This is a genomic window from Caulobacter sp. (assembly GCF_039596335.1).
Taxonomy (GTDB): Bacteria; Pseudomonadota; Alphaproteobacteria; order Caulobacterales; family Caulobacteraceae; genus Caulobacter.
In genome coordinates this window covers 163,605-183,175 of the sequence record NZ_JBCNJZ010000002.1, presented here as the reverse complement: position 1 = coordinate 183,175, position 19,571 = coordinate 163,605, and the positions used below count along the sequence as shown (strand labels likewise).

Sequence of the window (19,571 nt, the reverse complement as noted above, 5' to 3'; positions counted from 1 at the left end):
ATGCTCCTTCAGCCACGGGACAGTTCTAGCGCGCGACGCGCCCTCTCCCAAGCGGGAGGGGGCGCTTGAGCCCTTAGGCCCCCGGCGGGACCGGGAAGCCGCGCTTGCGCATCAGGGCGCCGATCTTCACGTCGCGGCCGCGGAAGGCCTTGAACTGATCGACCGGATCGACCGTGTTGCCCTTCGACATGATGGTCTCGTAGAGGCGCTTGGCGGTGGGCTTGTCGTAGAACTTGCCCGGCGCCTCCTCGAAGGCCTCGGCGACGTCGGCGGTCAGGGTGTCGGCCCACAGATAGCTGTAGTAGCCGGCCGAATAGCCGTCCGACGAGAACACGTGACCGAACTGCGGCGTGCGGTGCCGCATGACGATCTCCTTGGGCATCTTCAGCTTGGCCAGCTCCTCGCGCTCGAAGGCGTCCGGATCGATGTCCACGTCACCGGCCAGGTGCAGCTTCATGTCGATCAGGGCCGAGGCCAGGTACTCGGTCGTGCCGAAGCCCTGGCCGAACTGGCCGGCGGCCTCGATCTTGTCGACCAGGGCCTGCGGGATCGGCTTGCCGGTCGTGGCGTGCAGGGCGAACTGGTTCAGCACCTGCGGCGTCGGCAGCCAGTGCTCGTTCAGCTGGCTGGGGAACTCGACATAGTCGCGGGCCACCGACGTGCCCGACACCGACGGATAGGTGGCGTTGGCGTTCAGGCCGTGGATGGCGTGGCCGAATTCGTGGAAGAGGGTGGTGGCGTCGTCCCACGAGATCAGCACCGGCTCGCCGGGCTTGCCCTTGATGAAGTTGGAGTTGTTGGAGACGATCGTCGTCACCTCACCCTTGAAGCGCTCCTGGGTGCGATAGTTGTTCATCCAGGCGCCCGAGCGCTTGCCGGGACGGGCATAGGGGTCGAAGTACCACAGGCCGACATGCTTGCCGGCGCGGGTCACCTCATAGACCGTGACGTCCTCGTGATAGACGGGCAGGCCTTCGATCTTCTTGTACTCGAAGCCGTACAGCTGGCCCGAGGCCCAGAACATGCCCTCGCGCAGCTTGTCGAGCTGCAGGTAGGGCTTCACCTCGTTCATATCGAGGTCGTACTTCGCCTTGCGGACCTTCTCGGCATAGAAGCGGTAGTCCCAGGGCTCGAGCTTGAAGCCACCGTTCTCCTTGTCGATGATCGCCTGCATGTCGGCGACGTCGAGGGCGACCTGGGCGATGGCCGGCGTCCATACCGCCTCCATCAGCGCCATGGCGTTCTCGGGCGTCTTGGCCATGGCCGTTTCCAGGCGCCAGTGAGCGTGAGTCTTGTAGCCCAGCAGCTTGGCGCGCTCGACGCGCAGCTTCAGGATCTTTGCAATGATGGCGTTGTTGTCGGTCGCGCCGCCGTTGTCGCCGCGGTTGACGAACGCGCGCCAAACCTTCTCACGCGCCGCGCGCACGGGGCTTTCGGTCAGGAACGGGTCGACGCTGGAGCGGGTGTTGACGACGATGAACTTGCCCGGGAGCTTGCGCGCCGCGGCGTTCGAGGCGGCGGCGGCCTTCAGGCCCTCGGGCAGGCCGGCCAGGTCGGCGTCGGACAGCTCGATCCAGGTGTTCTCGTCGGCCAGCAGGTTCTGGCTGAACTTGGTGAAGAGACCGGCCAGCTCGGTGTTGATCGCCGCGACCCGGGCTTTGGCCTCGGGCGACAGCTTGGCGCCGGCGCGCACGAAGTTGCGGTAGTAGATCCACAGCACGCGCTGCTGCTCGGGCGTCAGCTTGGCCTTGGCCGGCGAGTTGTAGACCGCCTCGATGCGGGCGAAGAGCGCCGCGTTCTGGGTGATCTTGTCACTGTGGGCCGACAGCTTGGGATCCATCTCTTCTTCGATGGCCTGGAACTCCGGCGAGCTCATGGTCGAGCCCCAGATGCCGTAGAAGGTCCCGACGTCGTTCAGCAGACGGCCGGTGTCTTCCAGCGGCGCGATGACGGTCTCGAAGGTCGGGGCGGCCTTGTTGTTGGTGATCGCATCGATCTCGGCCAGGTTCTTGGCCATGGCCGCCTCGAGGGCCGGCTTGAAGTCGGCGACCTTGACCTTGTCGAAGGCCGGCACGCCGCCATAGGGGCCGGTCCACTTGGCGGTGAGGGGATTTGAAGCTTGCGCCATGGACAGGCTCGGATTGAGGGCGACAGCGGCGCCGGTGGCGGCGGCCGAGGCGAGGAAGGTGCGACGTTGCACGGCGGAGGGTCTCCGGTAGGAATTTACGCCCGACCCTAGAATATGGGGCCGGGCGCGTCACATGACAGGACCGTAACCTTCAGCATCGCGTGGACGGAAGGCCTTCGGGGGTCTAAATCTCCAGGCATGATCGGCGTCTTCGACTCCGGCGTGGGCGGCCTGACGGTCCACCGCGCCCTCGTGCACCGCCTGCCGCAGGCGGATTTCACCTATCTGGCCGACCAGGCCAACGCCCCCTATGGCGTAAAGACCGGCGAGGAAATTGTCGAACTGACCAAGGCCGGCTGCATCCGCCTGTTCGAGCGTGGCGCCAGCCTGGTGGTCCTGGCCTGCAACACCGCCTCGGCCATCGCCCTGCGCCGCCTGCAGCAGACCTGGCTGCCAGGCTACCGCAAGGAAATCGGTCGGCCGGTCAACATCCTGGGCATCATCGTGCCGACCATCGAGGCGGCCACGGGCCTGCCGTGGGAGCACGAGGCCGAGCGCCGCGGCGAGAAGGCCGAGAAGGTCGACATTCTGGGCGTCTTCGCCACCCAGGCCACGGTGCGCTCGCGGGTCTACGAGATCGAGATCGACAAGCGCAAACAGGACCTGGCGGTGTTCTCCGAGCCCTGCCCGGAACTGGTGCCGCTGATCGAGGGCGACGCCAGCGCCGTCGACCTGGCCAAGGCCGTCGAAGCCCACGTCCAGGCGCTGAAGGCCAGGATCGGCCGCTTCCCCGATCGCGTGGTGCTGGGCTGCACCCACTACGAGATCATCGCCGACATCTTCCGCGCCGCCCTGCCGGCCGGCACTCCGCTGATCCAGCAGCCGGCCTCGACCGCCGACGCGCTGGAGCTCTATCTGGAGCGCCACCCGGACTACGTCCAAGGGACCAGCGGCAGCCGCGTCTTCCTGACCACCGGAACGCCGGGTCCGCAGAATGGCTTGGTGCGAGGGTTCTGGGGTGGTCCGGTGACGTTCGACGCCGCCTGAGGCGCCGCGACATTCTGAATCATTTCCTGACGAACGCCGTAAACGCCTCTTAACGCTCTTCGGGCACAACATCGCGGTTCGCCCTGTTTCGGCAGGCCGAGGCATACGAAGTTGAGTTCGGAGACTTTCCATGGCGCGAGCCGCGCGGCGATCCACGACGGAGCTCCTGTGGGATGCATTCCGTTACGGCTGGGTCCAGCCCTGGACCGCCCGGTTCCGGGGCGGGGTCGTCACCGTGATCGGGGCCGGCCTGCTGCTGGCCATCGCCACCTACAACGCCACCGATCCCAGCCTCAACGCCGCCACCGGCGAGCCGGCCCGTAACGCGCTGGGCGGTCCCGGCGCGGCCGTGGCTGATCTCCTGATGCAGTCGCTGGGCCTGTCGGGCTGGGGCGTCGCGCTCCTGATGCTGGTGTTCGGCGTCACCCGCGTGGCCCAGGCCGACCCGGACGCCGAGCGCAAGGACCTGCGCCAGCGCGCAGGCGTCGGCGCCCTGGGCCTGCTGGCCCTGTCGGCCACCCTGGCCGCACCACCGCCGCCGGCCATCTGGCAGCTGGAAAAGGGTCTGGGCGGCTTCTGGGGTGACGGCCTGCTGCAAATGGTGGGTGGCATCCTGAGCTTCGCCCACATTCCCGGCGCCAACATCATCGCCGCCATCCTGTTCGCCATCGCCGCCATCGTCGCCCTGGGCTTCGCCATCGGCGTGCGCGAGGTCGACCCCGACGCCATCCACGCCGCCGTCAGCAACGCCCTGCAGCCGCGCATGCGCGCCGAGCCGGAGCCCGCGCCGACGCCCGCCGCCAAGCCTGCCCGCGCGAAGAAGGAAAAGGCCGAGGCCGCGCCGCGTCGCGAACGTCCAGGCCGCCTGCCGCCTTTGGAGGCCGACGAAGACAACTTCGACGGCGAGACGCCAATCGCTGCGCCGGCGCCGCAAGTTGCCCGCGCCGCGCCCCCGGAGCGCGCCTACACGCCCCCGCCGCCGCAAAGCGACGAGGACGAATTCGAGGACATGCTGGACGCCCGCCCGATGGCGATCGCCAAGCCGAAAGCCCCGGCCAAGGAATCCGGCCGCGAGCAGCGCGAGCAGCAGAAGGCCTTCGACTTCGACGAGGAGGAAGGCTTCCAGCTTCCCGAGCTGGCCATGCTGGCCAAGTCCAAGCCGCGCTCGTCGGAAGTGGACGCCGGCGCCCTTCGCCAGAACGCCCGCCTGCTGGAAAGCGTGCTGGCCGAGTTCGGCGTGAAGGGCCAGATCGACCAGATCCGTCCCGGTCCCGTCGTCACCATGTACGAGCTGGTGCCGGCCCCGGGCGTGAAGACCGCCCGCGTCGTGGCGCTCGCAGACGACATCGCCCGCTCGATGAGCGTGATCTCGTGCCGCGTCGCCGTGGCCCAGGGCCGCAACGCCATCGGCATCGAAATGCCGAACTCCAAGCGCGAGACGGTCTATCTGCGCGACCTGCTGAGCAGCGCCGACTACGAGAAGGCCAGCCAGATCCTGCCCATGGCTCTGGGCGAGACCATCGGCGGCGAGCCCTATATCGCCGACCTGGCCAAGATGCCCCACCTGCTGATCGCCGGTACGACCGGCTCGGGCAAGTCGGTCGGCGTCAACGCCATGATCCTGTCGATCCTGTACAAGCTGCCGCCCGAGAAGTGCCGCTTCATCATGGTCGACCCCAAGATGCTGGAACTGTCAGTCTATGACGGCATCCCGCACCTGCTGGCCCCCGTCGTAACCGATCCCAAGAAGGCCGTCGTGGCCCTGAAGTGGACCGTGCGCGAGATGGAGGACCGCTATCGCCGCATGTCCAAGATCGGCGTGCGCAATATCGCCGGCTACAACGAGAAGGCCAACGAGGCGCTGGAGAAGGGCGAGCACTTCGAGCGCACCGTCCAGACCGGCTTCGACGACGCCGGCCGCCCGATCTACGAGACCGAGCAGATCCGTCCCGAGGCCATGCCCTATCTGGTCGTGGTCATCGACGAGGTCGCCGACCTGATGATGGTCGCCGGCAAGGACATCGAAGGCGCCGTGCAGCGTCTGGCCCAGATGGCCCGCGCCGCCGGCATCCACCTGATCATGGCCACCCAGCGCCCGTCGGTCGACGTCATCACCGGCACCATCAAGGCCAACTTCCCGACCCGGATCAGCTTCCAGGTCACCTCGAAGATCGACGCCCGCACCATCTTGGGCGAGCAGGGCGCCGAGCAGCTGCTGGGCCAGGGCGACATGCTCTACATGGCCGGCGGCGGCCGCATCACCCGTCTGCACGGTCCGTTTGTGTCCGACGGTGAGGTCGAGGCCGTGGCCAAGTTCCTGCGCGACCAGGGCATTCCGCAGTACCTGGAAGAAGTCACCGCCGGCGGCGACGAGGAGCAGGAAGAGGCCATCGAGGGCGCGTTCTCGGGCGAGGGCGGAGCCAACGACCTCTATGATCACGCCGTGGCCGTGGTCACCCGCGACCGCAAGGCCTCGACCAGCTACATCCAGCGCCGCCTGCAGATCGGCTACAACCGCGCCGCCTCGCTGATGGAGCGGATGGAGAAGGAAGGCGTCGTCGGCGCCGCCAATCACGCCGGCAAGCGCGAGATCCTGGCTCCGCCCCCGCCGCCGCTGTAGGCAACCTTCACCTTGGGCAGTGCGTTCCCGTCGCTCCCAACCTGAACGGGGCTTCATCGGAGCGCCGGAAAATGGCCTTGCGGCGGCCTTCGCGCAGGCCAAGGTTGGCGCTAAGGAGTCTGTATGACCACTCGCCGTATCCTCATCGCGGCCGGCTTGGCCGCCGCCCTCGCTTCGCCCGCCTTCGCTCAGCAAGGCGCGCCACAGCCCGCCAAGCTGACCCCTCAGCAGCAGGCGCAATTGGACAAGGCCACGGCCTATATCCAGAACCTCAGCTCGGCCAAGGGCCGCTTCGTGCAGACCGACGCCCGCGGCACGGTCACCCAAGGCACGCTCTATCTGCAGCGTCCGGGCAAGGCCCGCTTTGCCTATGACGCCCCGGCCGGCCTGCTGGTCGTTTCGAACGGGAAGAACGTCAACATCTTCGACAGCCGGCTAAAGACGTTCGAGAGCTATCCGCTCAGCAAGACGCCTCTGAACCTGCTGCTGGCCCGCGAGGTCCGCCTGGACCGCGGCGTGGTGATCACCGACGTGCGCCCGCTGGCCGACGGCTTCACCATCGTGGCCCAGGACGCCCGCCGCCAGGCGCTGGGCAAGATCACGATCGACTTCTCCAACAGCCCGCTGGGCCTGATGGGCTGGACGATCACCGACATCAAGGGCGGCCAGATCCGTGTCCGCCTCAGCGATTTCGGCCCGACCTCGGGCCTGGATCCGAAACTATTCGAGCTGACCGACCCCCGCAGAAAGTCCGGACGCTGATTTGTGACATTCTCACAACAGGCAAGAATCAAGCGACTTCGGGGTTGACTAAAAGTTTTGACGTGGCATATTTAACACGCATGGCGATGAGCGACCGACCCGCTCCTCGCGAACCGTGCCGGAACCTATCCCCTCCCGGCGGCGGCATGAGAGACCTGACTTTCGCCCCGGCTTCCAAGGAAGCCGGGGCGTTTTTCGTTTGGGTGGACGGCCGCTCGCCGAGCGCCAGCTAGGACAGGCCGGGCGTTTTTCTTTTCCGGTGCAGGTTTCCAGGCTAGAGGCAGCGCATGCGCCTCCGTATCGCCACCTGGAACGTCAATTCCGTCCGCCTCCGCGCCGAACAGGCCGCCCGCTTCGTCGACGAGCAGGCCCCCGATGTTCTGTGCATGCAGGAGATCAAGTGCCAGGAGGGCGAGTTCCCGCGCGAGGCCTTCGAGGCCATGGGGCTGCCCCACATCAAGATCGCCGGCCAGAAGGGCTGGCACGGCGTGGCCATCGCCTCACGCCTGCCGTTTGAGGACGTGCCGACCCTGATGAACTGCCGCGAGGGTCATGCCCGCTGCGTGGCGGTTAAGGTGGCCGGCGTCGACATTCAGAACTTCTACATCCCGGCCGGCGGCGACGTGCCCGACCGCGTCGCCAATCCGAAGTTCGACCACAAGTTGGACTTCTACGAGACCCTGACCGCCGCCCTGCAGAAGCGTGACCCCAAGGCCCCGCTGATCGTCACCGGCGACCTGAACATCGCACCGGGCGAGAACGACGTCTGGAGCCACCGCCAGATGCTGAAGGTGGTCAGCCACACCCCGGCCGAACTGGAAGCCTTCGACGCGATGATCAAGTCGATGGACCTGCTGGACCTGCCGCGCCTGGCGACGCCCGAGCCCGAGAAGCTGTTTTCCTGGTGGAGCTATCGCGCCGCCGACTTCCGCAAGTCCAACCGCGGCCTGCGCCTGGACCACATCCTGGCCAGCCCGGGCCTGCGCGACGCAGCGATCGTGGACGGCAAGGCGACCTCGCGCGTCCACGACACCGTGCGGGAATGGGAACGCCCTAGCGACCACGCGCCGGTGACGGCGGATTTGAAGATCTAGCGGCGGACCGAGGCCGGCGCCTTCATCTGCAGGATCTCGCGGGTCTTGCGGGTGATGCCGTACAGCATGCCCTTTTCGCTCTCGTCCCAGTCGATGGCCTGGCCCTCGGCGTCCATGGGCAGGGTCTCCAGGTGGTCCAGTACGCCGCCGCCCAGCGGGATGGCCACGACATAGGCCTCCGGCAGGTCGTGGCCGCTGAGATAGAGCCGGCCGTCCGGACCCCAGCCGCCGCCCGAAATGCTCATCGGCTTGATGCGCTCCAGGATCGTGGCGGGCAGGGCCCAGCCTTCCAGCCGCCGCCACTGATCGTCGAACTTGATCAGGGTGGTGTGGCGGTGATCGCGTGGAACCTCGCCGCCCTTGGCGTCGTAGTTGGCGAACATCGCCCACCAGAAGCCGTCCTTGCGGTCGACCCAGGTCAGCGACCCCGTGCCCAGGCCCAGCGAGATGCTCTTCTTGTGGGCCAGGGTCATCGGATCGAAGATCTCGACCGTGCTGACATGCGGCACGGCCGGGAAGTTCGAACTGGCGCACACCAGTTCGCCGCCGATCAAGGCGCACGAGTTGATGTGTGGGAAGCGCGACTTGGGACCGACCCACTCGGCGCGCTTCTCACCGGTCTTCTTGTCGAAGCGCACGATGGTGAAGTTGCTGACCGAATAGACGTCCTTGGGGCCGACCGCCGCGCCTTGGCTGGCGTTGCCGCCATAGCGGCGCACCGTCTCGAAACCCTCGGGCGAGGGTGCGGGAGCAGGGGCCGCTTGCAGTGCGGCGGCCAGGAGCAGGGCGATCGGCATTTCCAGGATCTCCGCTTAGAAGTTGAACGCCGCGCCGACCCAGTAGGTGCGGCCGTAGTTGGCCCATTCCTGCAGGTAGCGGCGCCCCGGACCCGTCACTTCCTGGCGGCCGGTGTTGGACAGGTTCTGCCCTTCGACGAAGACACTGATGTGATCGTTGAAGCGCCAGGACAGGCTGGCGTCGAACACATGGCGGCCCTTCCAGTACTGGTCAGAATTGACGTTGCCGTCGTTGATCGTCTCCAGCTGGCCGCCGATGTAGTTGTGGGACACCCGGGCCTCGAACGGACCGCGCTGGTAGTAGATCGACTCGTTGGTGGTGATCTCGGGCTGCTGGAACAGGCCGGTGACGCGCGGACCGGTGGCGGTCAGGAACGTGAACTCGGTGTCCAGCCAGGTGACGTTGCCGTTGAAGCCAAAGCCGTCGAGCGGCGCGGGCAGGAAGGTGAAGGCCTGCTGCACGGCGAACTCGACGCCCTTGATCTTGGCGGTCTCGGCGTTGCGCGGGGTCGAGACCAGCACTGTCTCGACGCCCCGGCCCACGTCCATCTGGGCGGTCGAGGACAGGGTGAAGATCTCGTTCTTGATGTCCTTGGAGAACAGCGCCAGCGAGACCATGCCGTCGGTCGGGTAGAACTCGACCGAGACATCGAAGCCCTCGCTCTCGCGCGCCTTCAGGCCCGGATTGCCCCGCGACAGGGTCGGCTGACTGCCGTCGAAGTTCAGGTTTTCGGTCGCGGCCAGCGAACCGTAGTCCGGGCGGCCGATGGTGTTGGTCCAGGCGGCGCGGACAATGACGTCCTCGCGCGGCTTCCACTGCAGGTGAACGCTGGGCAGCCAGTTGCCGTAGCTGCCGTCGTTCGAGACCGGGGTCAGGACGCCGCCGGTGTTGCGGACGGCGTCGGACTCGATCTTGGTGTGCTCATAGCGCAGGCCGCCCAGCAGGGTCAGGTCGCCGAAGCGATAGCTGCCCTGCAGATAGCCGGCCTGGACGTCCTCGCTGACGTCGTAATTGCCGGTCGGCGCGGTCACGGCCGTGGTGAAGCGGCTGCGGTTGGCCTTGAAGAAGTCCATGGCCGCGCCGGCATCGATGCGCGGGTTCAGGCGATAGCGGCCGGCGATCAGCTCGGTCGGACCTTCCTTGTCGACCTCGGCCAGGGTGTAGTTGAAGCCCGCGCCGGCGCGGTAGTTGACCTGCGAGTTGCGGAATTCGCGATCGCTGGCGCGCAGTACGCCGCCGAACTTCAGGGTCCAGGCCGTGTCGTCGTCGAAGGCCAGGTCCAGGCGGGCCTGGGTCGTGGTCTCGTTGGTCTTGGTCAGGGCGTCACGGTGCTGCTGCAGCACGTAGTTGGCCGGGTTGCGCATCGCCGCTTCGTTGACCGGGTTGAAGGTCGGGAACAGCGGGTTGGTGGTGTCGTAGTTGAAGGCATAGTTGGCGCCCTGGGCGTCGACGGTGCGGAACTCGACCGAGTGGTTTGGCACATCCAGGCCGGCCAGCGAATAGACCAGGTCGCCCGAGGCCTTCCAGCCCTTGGCGAAGTTCCACGTGAAACCGCTGCGGGCCAGGCCGATCTCGCGGGTGGTGATCGGCTGGTTCAGCTGGATGATGCCGCGGCCACGGGCGAACGAGCCCGAGGTGGCCGTCTGGTTGGCGACATTGCCGAGCGGCTCGATGCGGTATTCGATCCGCTCTTCGTCGTCCTCCATGCGCGAGGCCAGCACCGAGGCGTCCCAGCGGAAGCTGTCGGTCGGACGGTACTCAAGCTTGGCGTTCACGCCGCTGCGCTGCTTGGTGTTGTTGTACCAGAACAGGCGGACCTGGGTCGGCACCTGGATGCCGTTGCCGGTCGGCGAGCCCGACGTCGTCTGCGCACCGGCGGCGGTGTACTCGCGCACGCTGGGATCGGCGGCTTCGACCTGCGGGATGTCGTAGTCCAGCTGCTCGTGCGAGGCGCCGATCACGACGCCCCACTGGTCGTCAGCCCCGAAGCGGCGGCCGGCGGCGAAGGCCAGGCGATAGGATGGCTTGTCGTTGCGCACGTCGCCGGCGCGCTCGTACTTGCCGTACGAAGCCATGCCGTTGAAGAACGGCGACTTGGCGTCGAAGGCGCTGCGAGTGGTCACGTTGATGACGCCGCCGATGGCGTTGCCATCGTTCTCGGGCGTCACCGTCTTGATGACTTCCAGGCGGCCGGCCATCACCGAGGGGACGATGTCCATCGGCACGGTGCGGCCGCTCTCGTCGACCGAGGCAACCAGGGCGCCGTCGATGGTGGTGCGGTTATAGGTCGAGCGCAGGCCGCGGATGACCGGGAAGCGCGGCTCGCCCTGGTCTTCCATCACCGAGATGCCGGGAATGCGGCGCAGGGCGGCGGCAGTGTTGTGATCGGGCAGCTTGCCGATGTCATCGGCCGAGACCACGTCCTCGACCACGAAGGCCTCGCGCTTGACCGCGATGGCGGCGCGCTGGGCTTCACGTTGGCCGACGATCACCACCTCGTCGACGTCCGTAGCCTCTTGGGCGAAGGCGAAGACCGGAGCGCACAGGGCGCTGGTGGCCAGCAGGCCGATGAGCAGTTTCTTGGTTTCGACGTTCGACACGGGACCCCTCCAGCGTTCGTGATGGCTGGGCGATAGGGCGCGATGACGACGTTAGGGTGTCGGTAAGACCAACGTTATGCGACGTACACGTACGGTTGCGGGGTACAACCTGGCTTCAACCCTCGGCGGTGACGACGCCCGCCTTGATCCACAGGGCCTGGTCCTTGAGGTTCTTGCGCACCCAGGCGGCGTGGACCTCACGCTCGGTGTCGGTCGAGCGCGGGGCCAGAGGCCGGGTGCGCGCACCGTACGAGCCCTGGATCGCCGCCGACACCGACAGGGCCTCGACATGGGTCAGTTCCAGGGCGCGTTCCTTGCCGCCCTGCAGTTCCAGATAGACCTCCGCCAGGAGGTGCGAGTCGATCAGCGCCCCGTGCTTGTCGCGGCTGTCGAGGCTGATCTTGAACCGCTTACACAGCGCGTCGAGCGAGTTGTACATGCCCGGAAAGCGCTTCTTGGCCATGGCCAAGGTGTCGATCCAGCGCTCTTCCAGGATCGGCGCACGGCCGCACTTTTCCAGCTCGAAATTGATGAACGAGCGGTCGAAGGCGGCGTTGTGGGCGACCACGACGCTGTCGCCGACGAACTCCAGGAACTTGTCGGCGACCTCGTGGAACTTGGGCTTGCCGGTCAGGAAGGCCGACGACAGGCCGTGAACCTTCTCGGCCTCGGCCGGCATGTCGCGCAGCGGGTCGCAATATTCGTGGAAATTGCGGCCGGTCGGCATGAAGTCGACCACCTCGATGCAGCCGATTTCGACCAGGCGGTCGCCCGTCTTCGGATCGAAGCCGGTGGTTTCGGTGTCGAGGATGATTTCCCGGGCCATGGCCCTTCAATGGGCCGCTTCGAGCCGGTCTTCAAGCTGAGCCGGGAGTTCTCAACAGAGTCAGAACGTCGCGGACTTGCTGGCGAGCGTGCTCCAGGCCTTGGCCGGTATCGATCACGAAGTCGGCCCGAGCGCGCTTTTCGGCGTCGGGGGTCTGGCGCGCCAGGATGGCCTCGAACTTTTCGGGCGTCATCTCGGGCCGGGCCAGGACGCGGGCCCGCTGGATGTCCGCGGCGGCCGAGACGACCACGACCTTGTCGACCTTCTTCTCGCCGCCGGTCTCGAACAGGAGCGGGATATCCAGCACCACGATATCGTGGCCCTCGGCCTGGGCCTGTTCGAAGAAGCCGATGCGATGACCACCGACCAGCGGGTGGACGATGGCTTCTAGCTTGGCCAAGGCCTCGGGATCACCGACAACCCGAGAGCTGAGCTTGGCCCGATCGATCGCGCCATCCACGACGACACCAGGAAAAGCCGCCTCGACCGGCGCAACGGCCGCGCCGCCGCTGGCGTAGAGCGCGTGAACCGCGGCGTCGGAGTCGTAGACCGGCACGCCTTCGGCCTGGAACATCGCCCCGGTCGTGGACTTGCCCATGCCGATCGATCCGGTCAGGCCCAGCACCAGCATGGTCTCAAGCCTCGCCCAGGATGCGCAGCAGCATGCCGCGCGCGTCGACTTCGGACGGCGGCGCGACGCCGAACATCCGCTCGAACGAAGGGACCGCCTGGCGCAGCAGCATTTCCAGGCCATCGACCGTGCGACGGCCGGCGGCTTCCGTGCGCTGAAGGAACTCGGTGCGCAGCGGCTTGTAAACCATGTCCATGACAACTGCCGTTTCCGGCGTCAGCGCCAGGTCGGCGGCCGGACCTTCGCCGCCGCCCAGGCCAAGCGAGGTGGCGTTGATGACCAGGCCGGCATCGGCCAGCAGGGCAGGGAGGTCCGCCTCGCCCGCCGCGACCACCTTGTCGCCGAACGCATCGACCAGTTCCTGGGCGCGCGCGACGGTGCGATTGACGATCCGCACTTGCGGCGCGCCGGCCAGCAGCAGGGCAGCGGTCGCGCCGCGCGCCGCGCCGCCGGCGCCCAGGATCACGACCGGCGCGGCGGAAACCTCGAAGCCCTGGGCCTGCTCGGCGATCGCGCCCAGCAAGCCCGGACCGTCGGTGTTGTCGGCGTGGATCGAGCCGTCAGCTTCGAAGATCAGCAGGTTCGCCGCGCCGGCCATCCGGGCCAGGTCGCTGGCGTGGTCGGCGGCGGCCAGCGCCCGCTCCTTGAACGGGATGGTGACGTTCAGGCCCCGGATCGCACCGCCCCGGAAGCCGTTGACGAAGGTCTCGAAGCTGGCATCGCTCGGCGCGAACGGCACATAGGCCGCGTCCAGTCCCGCCGCCTGGATCCAGGCATTGTGGATCAGGGGGCTCATCGAGTGCTTGATCGGCAGGCCGCACACGCCGCCGACAATGGCGGCTCCGGAAATCGTCATGCCGCCAGAGCTCCATGTAGTCGCAGGAAGTCGAGCAGGCCGATCAGCGGCAGGCCCAGGATCGTGAAATAGTCGCCGTCGACGGCGTCGAACAACTGCACGCCCTCGCTCTCCAGCTCGTAGCAGCCGACCGACCAAAGCAGAGCTTCGCCGCGACGTTCAATATAGGCGTCGAGCCAGGCCTCGCTGAACGGGCGCACCGAAAGCTTGGCGGTCTCAACGATCCGCCAGATCGCCCGGCCGTCGCGGGCCACAACCACGGCCGAGTGCAGTTTATGCGTCGTGCCGCGCAGTTCCAGCAGATGTTCGCGCGCCTCCTCCAGGGTCTCGGCCTTGTCGAACAGCTTGCCCTTGAGATCCAGCGTCTGGTCAGCGCCGATCACCAGGCCTGGCCGCTTGGTCGAAACCTTGACCGCCTTCATCTCGGCCAGGGCGTCGGCGATGTCGCGCGGCGTGACTTCTTCAGCCAGCAGGCCGGCCTTGGCCGTATCCTCGTCGACGCCGGGGCTGACCGCCTCGAAAGCGACGCCGGCGTTCTTCAGGATCATCTGCCGCGCCGAGCTTTTCGAGGCGAGGGTGACGGGGGTCAAACTCATCCCAGCACCTCGACCTTGCCGCGGCCGCCCGACAGCAGGTTGACGATCGCCGCGGCCGTCTCCTCGACCGAGCGGCGGGTGATGTCGATGACCGGCCAGTTCATCCGCTCGAACAGCCGGCGGGCGGCGATGATCTCCTGCCGCACGGCGTCGCTGTCGACATAGTCGCTCTCTCTATTTTCCTTGAGGGACAGCAGGCGGTTGCGACGGATCTGGATCAGCCGATCGGGCGAGGTGATCAGGCCGACGATCAGGGTGTTCTTCAGTTCGAACAGCTCGGGCGGCGGCGGGCGGCCTGGCACCAGCGGCACATTCGCCGCCCTCACGCCGCGGTGCGCCAGATAGATGCAGGTCGGGGTCTTCGAGGTGCGCGACACGCCGACCAGGATGACGTCGGCCTGAGTCAGGTCCTGGCCGCCTTGGCCGTCATCGTGGGCGATGGCGTAGTCCAGGGCCTCGATGCGGTCGAAATAGTCGTTGGTCAGGGCGTGCTGGGCGCCGACCCGCGTCGAGATCCGCGCGCCCAGATAGCGCGACATGGCGCTGATCACCGGATCCAGCGCCGCGATGCAAGGCATCTCCAGCTTGCGGCAGCCCTCTTCCAGCGCCGCGCGCAGGCCCGGATCGACGATGGTGTGCATCACCACGCCCGGCGCACCGCCGATCTCCTCCAACGCTCGGTCAAGTTGCCGGGTGGAACGAACCAACGCGTAGATGTGTTCGATAGGCAGGATGTCGGTGAACCGGGCGCAGACCGCACGCGCCATGGCGTTCAGGGTCTCACCCGTGGAATCCGACACCAGATGGATGTGGAAGTAGGTCGCAAAACGCTGCGGTAGCCGTTCGCCGTCGCCGCCGGCGGCCAGACCTTCCTGTGGATCATCCGTTAACGGTTGCTTAACCACTTGCCTCGCCTCTGGGGATGCCCGGGGGCCAATCAGGGTCCTAGGCGTCGTGACACGGCGCCGCTGTGATCAACGGTCGCATTGCTCGCGTATCATCCCCAGGCTGGGACCGCATCCCCAGAAGTCTGAATCCCGGTTGTCCAGAACACGGGATAGAGTCTCGTGAGGGGTTTTTGTCCCGTCTTCGGCGATTAATATTTCATTAAGAAATTCAAAGCGCTGCTGGAACGTCCACAAAGTTAACAGAGGGTTAATCACATGTGGGGCGGGCTGGGGGCAAAGCGCTACGGTATGTGGGGCGAACTCGCCCGACAGAGGTTTTCCCCACTGTCCAGTTGCCCTCCCACATCCTCTTTCAATTCTTAAATTCTTATTAAGAAATGATAGAAAGACCTTAGGGGGCTTCCGGGCTTGAGCCCGAGCCCGCTCCGGGCTTTAACGCGATCCATGACCGCGCCGACCTCCCAGACCGAACCCCAAGCGGGTCCCAAGTTTCTTTCCGCCCTAAGTGGTGAACGCCAGGTTAACCCTCCGATCTGGTTCATGCGCCAGGCGGGACGGTATCTGCCCGAGTACCGAGCGGTGCGGGCTACGGCCCCGGACTTCATCTCGTTCTGCTTCGATCCGGAAAAGGCGGCGGAAGTCACGCTGCAGCCGATGCGCCGGTTCCCGTACGATGCGGCGATCGTGTTCGCCGACATCCTGCTGATCCCGGGCGCGCTTGGGCAGAAGGTCTGGTTCGAAGCCGGCGAAGGCCCGAAGCTGGGCGAAATGCCGTCGATCGAGTCCATGGCCGAAAAGGCCGGTGAGGCGGGCAAGTCCCTTTCGCTCATCGGGGAGACGCTGACCCGGGTTCGTTCGCAGCTCGATCCGTCGAAGGCCCTGATCGGCTTCGCCGGCGCGCCGTGGACGGTGGCGACCTACATGATCGAGAAGGGGTCCAGCGATCGCAGCGGCGCGCGAACCTACGCCTATCAGAACGCTGAACAGCTGGACGCCCTGATCCAGGTGCTGGTCGACTCGACGATCGACTATCTGGCCATGCAGGTCGACGCCGGGGCCCAGGCCCTGAAGCTGTTCGAAAGCTGGGCCGAAGGCCTGTCCGAGCCGCTGTTCGATCGCCTGGTCACCCAGCCGCACATCAAGATCATCGAAGGCCTGCGCGCCCGCGGTGTCACCGTGCCGATCATTGGCTTCCCGCGCGGAGCCGGCACGCTGGTCGAGGACTACGCCGCCAAGACCCCGGTGCAGGGTGTGGCGCTGGACACTTCGGCGTCCGCGAAGCTGGGTCTCTCGATCCAGAAGACCAAGACCATCCAGGGCGCGCTGGATCCGCTGCTGCTGCGGGCCGGCGGCGACGCGCTGCTCAAGCGCGTCGACGAGCTGGTCGAGCAGTGGAACCAGGGCCCGTACATCTTCAATCTGGGTCACGGCATCCTGCCCGACACCCCGATCGCCAACGTCGAGGCCGTGCTCGAGCGCGTCACCGGCCAGAAGGTCGGCTAAGTGACCAAGAAGCTCGCCGTCGTCCTGTTCAATCTCGGCGGGCCGGACGGTCCGCGCGCGGTGCGGCCGTTCCTGTTCAACCTGTTCCGCGATCCGGCGATCATCGGTGCGCCGGCGATCATCCGCTATCCGCTGGCGGCGCTGATCTCGACGACCCGCGAGAAGATGGCCAAGGCCAACTACGCGATGATGGGCGGCGGTTCGCCGCTGCTGCCCGAGACAAAGAAACAGGCCGCCGCGCTGGAAGCCGAGCTGGCCAAGAGCCTGCCGGGCGTCGAGGCCAAGTGCTTCATCGCCATGCGCTACTGGCATCCGCTGACCGGTGAGACGGCCAAGCAGGTGAAAGTCTTCGCGCCGGACGAGATCGTGCTGCTGCCGCTCTATCCGCAATATTCGGCGACCACGACGGCCTCGTCGCTGAAGGCCTGGCGCGGGAGCTATGCCGGCGGCGGCCGTCAGACGACGGTCTGCTGCTATCCGACCGAGGAGGGCCTGGTCGACGCCCACGCCCGCCTGATCCGCGAGACCTGGGAGAAGGCCGGCTCCCCGACCAACGTCCGGGTGCTGTTCTCGGCCCATGGTCTGCCGGAGAAGGTGATCCTGGCCGGTGACCCCTACCAGCAACAGGTGGAGGCCACGGCCGCGGCGGTGGCCGCCAAGCTGCCGGCCGGTCTGGACTGGACCGTCTGCTACCAGAGCCGGGTTGGACCGCTGAAGTGGATCGGCCCCTCGACCGACGAAGAGATCCGCCGGGCGGGCGCGGACGGCAAGGGCGTCCTCGTCCTGCCGATCGCCTTCGTCTCCGAGCACGTCGAGACCTTGGTCGAGCTGGACCACGAATACGCCGAGTTGGCGAAGGAGGCGGGGGTCGCCCCCTATCTGCGCGTACCGGCTGTCGGCGTGGCGCCGGAGTTCATCGCCGGCCTGGCCCGCAGCGTCGTTTCGACCCTGGATGGGGCAGGGCCGACGGAAGCCTGCGCCTGGGACTGCATCGACACCAAAGGAGCCGCGGCGTGATGGATGCCCTCTCGGCGCACTACAACCTAGTGCGCGGTCTGCACATCCTGTCGGTCATCGCCTTCATGGCCGGCATGCTCTACCTGCCGCGGCTGTTCGTCTATCACACCAAGGCCGCCGCCGGCTCTGAGATGGACGAGACCTTCAAGGTCATGGAGCGCCGGCTGCTGCGCGGGATCATCAATCCCGCCTCAATCGCCACGGCCCTGTTCGGCGTGCTGCTGATCGCCATCGATAGCCAGGCCGCCGGTGTCGTGGCCTTCCTGACCCAGCCCTGGATGGCCACCAAGCTGGTAGCCCTGTTCGGCCTTTACGGCTGGCACGGCTTCCTGTCGGCCTCGCGCAAGAAGTTCGAGCGCGGCGAAAACGCCCGCTCGGAAAAGTTCTGGCGGATCACCAACGAGATCCCGTTCGTGCTGGCGATCATCATCGTCCTGTCGGTGACGACGAAGTTTATGCTGGGCTGAGGACGCGGCCGGCGCTTGACCGGCCGTCTCCCGCGTGGTTTGCATCCCAAGACGTTCGGAACTTCCGGACATCATCTTCACGGACTGGCGCCCGTCCTGGCGCGCCCCGCGAGCGATCCCGCCGCAAGGTCTGTTCCCCAACGATCCGCGTCATCGTCAACCGACGCGCATTCTGGTCCGACCTGATGGCCTGGCCGGCATGACCATCGAAATCCTACCGGCCGGACTCCGCCCTGGAGTCCGCGCCCAGTCTTGAGTCTTGCCATGACCGAAGAAACCGAAAACCAAGTCCCGGCCGTCGAAGAGACGACCATCGAGGACACTGTTGCTGACGTCGCCGACGTCACCACCGAAGCCGCCGTCGAGACGGCCGAAGCTTCGGAAGACGACGACGGCTCCGACATCGCCGCGACCATCGCGGCCATGGGCCTGAAGTCCATGTCCCTGCAGGAGCTGAAGGAGAAATCCCCGGCCGACCTGCTGGCGTTCGCCGAGACCTTCGAGGTCGAGAACGCCAACTCCATGCGCAAGCAGGACATGATGTTCGCCATCCTGAAGACCCTCGCCGAAGAAGGCGTGGAGATCGCAGGGTCAGGCACCATGGAAGTGCTGCAGGACGGCTTCGGCTTCCTGCGCTCGCCGGAAGCCAACTACTTGCCGGGTCCGGACGACATCTACGTCTCGCCCTCGCAGATCCGGAAGTATGGCCTGCGCACCGGCGACAGCGTCGAGGGCGCGATCCGTTCGCCGCGCGAAGGCGAGCGCTACTTTGCCCTGACCAGCGTCTCGAAGATCAATTTCGAGAGCCCGGACAACGTGCGCCACAAGGTGCACTTCGACAACCTGACGCCGCTCTATCCCGAAGAGCGCCTGAACATGGAACTGCCCGATCCGACCATCAAGGATCGCTCGGGCCGGGTCATCGACATCGTCGCCCCGCTGGGCAAGGGCCAGCGCTGCCTGATCGTCGCTCCGCCGCGCGTGGGTAAGACGGTGATGCTGCAGAACATCGCCAAGTCGATCGAGACCAACCATCCGGAATGCTATCTGATCGTCCTGCTGATCGACGAGCGCCCGGAAGAAGTCACCGACATGCAGCGCACGGTGAAGGGCGAGGTCATCGCCTCGACCTTCGACGAGCCGGCGACCCGTCACGTCCAGGTGGCCGAGATGGTCATCGAGAAGGCCAAGCGCCTGGTCGAGCACAAGCGCGATGTCGTCATCCTGCTGGACTCGGTCACCCGTCTGGGCCGCGCCTACAACACCACCGTCCCGTCGTCGGGCAAGGTGCTGACCGGCGGTGTCGACGCCAACGCCCTGCAGCGTCCGAAGCGCTTCTTCGGCGCGGCGCGCAACGTCGAGGAGGGGGGCTCGCTGTCGATCATCGCCACGGCCCTGATCGACACCGGCAGCCGGATGGACGAAGTGATCTTCGAAGAGTTCAAGGGCACCGGTAACTCGGAAATCGTCCTGGACCGCAAGGTCGCCGACAAGCGCATCTTCCCGGCCATCGACGTGCTCAAGTCGGGCACCCGCAAGGAAGAGCTCATCACCCCGAAGGACCAGCTGCAGAAGACTTACGTCCTGCGCCGGATTCTCAACCCGATGGGCGCGTCGGACGCGATCGAGTTCCTGCTGGACAAGCTGCGGCAGTCGAAGACCAACGGCGACTTCTTCCAGTCGATGAACACCTGAGTCCGAACAGACTCATCCCAGAT

The 19,571-nt window shown here is 66.5% G+C and carries 13 protein-coding genes and 3 pseudogenes; 8 read left to right on the top strand and 8 right to left on the bottom strand.

All coding sequences use genetic code 11. The features are described 5' to 3' along the window. Positions 1-73: 73 nt before the first annotated feature. Positions 74-2,200, bottom strand: a complete 2,127-nt coding sequence (locus tag ABDW31_RS04895; protein ID WP_184715063.1) for a M3 family metallopeptidase — start codon at positions 2,198-2,200, stop codon at positions 74-76. Positions 2,201-2,326: 126 nt separating this feature from the next. Here ABDW31_RS04895 and murI point away from each other — a divergent pair, with 126 nt between their 5' ends. The 4 genes and pseudogenes from murI to ABDW31_RS04875 all read left to right on the top strand — a co-directional run bounded on the left by murI (position 2,327) and on the right by ABDW31_RS04875 (position 7,651). Further along, on the top strand, positions 2,327-3,175 hold the full coding sequence (gene murI, locus ABDW31_RS04890; RefSeq protein WP_184715061.1) for a glutamate racemase: 849 nt from the start codon (positions 2,327-2,329) through the stop codon (positions 3,173-3,175). Between the two features lie 111 nt (positions 3,176-3,286). Further along, positions 3,287-5,795, top strand: a pseudogene (locus ABDW31_RS04885) (DNA translocase FtsK 4TM domain-containing protein). Positions 5,796-5,918: 123 nt separating this feature from the next. Then, positions 5,919-6,557 (top strand): outer-membrane lipoprotein carrier protein LolA, encoded by a 639-nt coding sequence (locus ABDW31_RS04880; RefSeq protein WP_184715057.1) that lies wholly within the window; start codon positions 5,919-5,921, stop codon positions 6,555-6,557. A gap of 287 nt (positions 6,558-6,844) precedes the next feature. Beyond that, the gene (locus ABDW31_RS04875) at positions 6,845-7,651 is read left to right on the top strand and encodes an exodeoxyribonuclease III (RefSeq protein ID WP_184715055.1); all 807 of its coding nucleotides are present in this window, start codon (positions 6,845-6,847) and stop codon (positions 7,649-7,651) included. Here ABDW31_RS04875 and ABDW31_RS04870 read toward each other — a convergent pair. The 7 genes and pseudogenes from ABDW31_RS04870 to ABDW31_RS04840 all read right to left on the bottom strand — a co-directional run bounded on the left by ABDW31_RS04870 (position 7,648) and on the right by ABDW31_RS04840 (position 14,863). Beyond that, complete coding sequence (locus ABDW31_RS04870; protein WP_184715053.1) at positions 7,648-8,448, bottom strand: hypothetical protein; 801 nt, start codon at positions 8,446-8,448, stop codon at positions 7,648-7,650. The genes ABDW31_RS04875 and ABDW31_RS04870 overlap by 4 nt on opposite strands. A 15-nt stretch (positions 8,449-8,463) precedes the next feature. After that, positions 8,464-11,079 (bottom strand): annotated as a pseudogene (locus ABDW31_RS04865) (TonB-dependent receptor); the annotation flags it as partial. 85 nt (positions 11,080-11,164) lie between these two features. After that, positions 11,165-11,875 carry a DNA polymerase III subunit epsilon gene (gene dnaQ, locus ABDW31_RS04860; RefSeq protein ID WP_343698407.1) on the bottom strand — a complete coding sequence of 237 codons (711 nt, stop codon included), beginning with the start codon at positions 11,873-11,875 and terminating at the stop codon, positions 11,165-11,167. Positions 11,876-11,906: 31 nt separating this feature from the next. Then, positions 11,907-12,506, bottom strand: coding sequence for a dephospho-CoA kinase (gene coaE / locus ABDW31_RS04855; RefSeq protein ID WP_184715047.1), 600 nt, complete (start codon positions 12,504-12,506; stop codon positions 11,907-11,909). A 4-nt stretch (positions 12,507-12,510) separates the two neighbouring features. After that, complete coding sequence (gene aroE / locus ABDW31_RS04850; RefSeq protein ID WP_343698406.1) at positions 12,511-13,362, bottom strand: shikimate dehydrogenase; 852 nt, start codon at positions 13,360-13,362, stop codon at positions 12,511-12,513. Further along, positions 13,359-13,958 (bottom strand): Maf family protein, encoded by a 600-nt coding sequence (locus tag ABDW31_RS04845; RefSeq protein WP_184715043.1) that lies wholly within the window; start codon positions 13,956-13,958, stop codon positions 13,359-13,361. The genes aroE and ABDW31_RS04845 overlap by 4 nt, the downstream gene beginning before the upstream one ends. Next, a complete protein-coding gene (locus tag ABDW31_RS04840) occupies positions 13,955-14,863 on the bottom strand; it encodes a pyruvate, water dikinase regulatory protein (protein WP_184715041.1) in 909 nt (302 codons plus the stop codon). Before ABDW31_RS04840 ends, ABDW31_RS04845 begins: the two co-directional genes overlap by 4 nt. 447 nt (positions 14,864-15,310) lie before the next feature. Here ABDW31_RS04840 and hemE point away from each other — a divergent pair, with 447 nt between their 5' ends. From hemE to rho, 4 genes and pseudogenes are all read left to right on the top strand, one after another. Next, positions 15,311-16,369 carry a uroporphyrinogen decarboxylase gene (gene hemE, locus ABDW31_RS04835; protein WP_184715038.1) on the top strand — a complete coding sequence of 353 codons (1,059 nt, stop codon included), beginning with the start codon at positions 15,311-15,313 and terminating at the stop codon, positions 16,367-16,369. Continuing rightward, positions 16,370-17,308, top strand: a pseudogene (hemH, locus tag ABDW31_RS04830) (ferrochelatase); the annotation flags it as partial. It abuts the gene before it with no gap. Between the two features lie 77 nt (positions 17,309-17,385). Beyond that, on the top strand, positions 17,386-17,853 hold the full coding sequence (locus ABDW31_RS04825) for a CopD family protein (protein WP_184723517.1): 468 nt from the start codon (positions 17,386-17,388) through the stop codon (positions 17,851-17,853). 264 nt (positions 17,854-18,117) lie between these two features. Next, positions 18,118-19,548 (top strand): transcription termination factor Rho, encoded by a 1,431-nt coding sequence (rho, locus tag ABDW31_RS04820; protein WP_343698405.1) that lies wholly within the window; start codon positions 18,118-18,120, stop codon positions 19,546-19,548. Positions 19,549-19,571 lie beyond the last annotated feature (23 nt).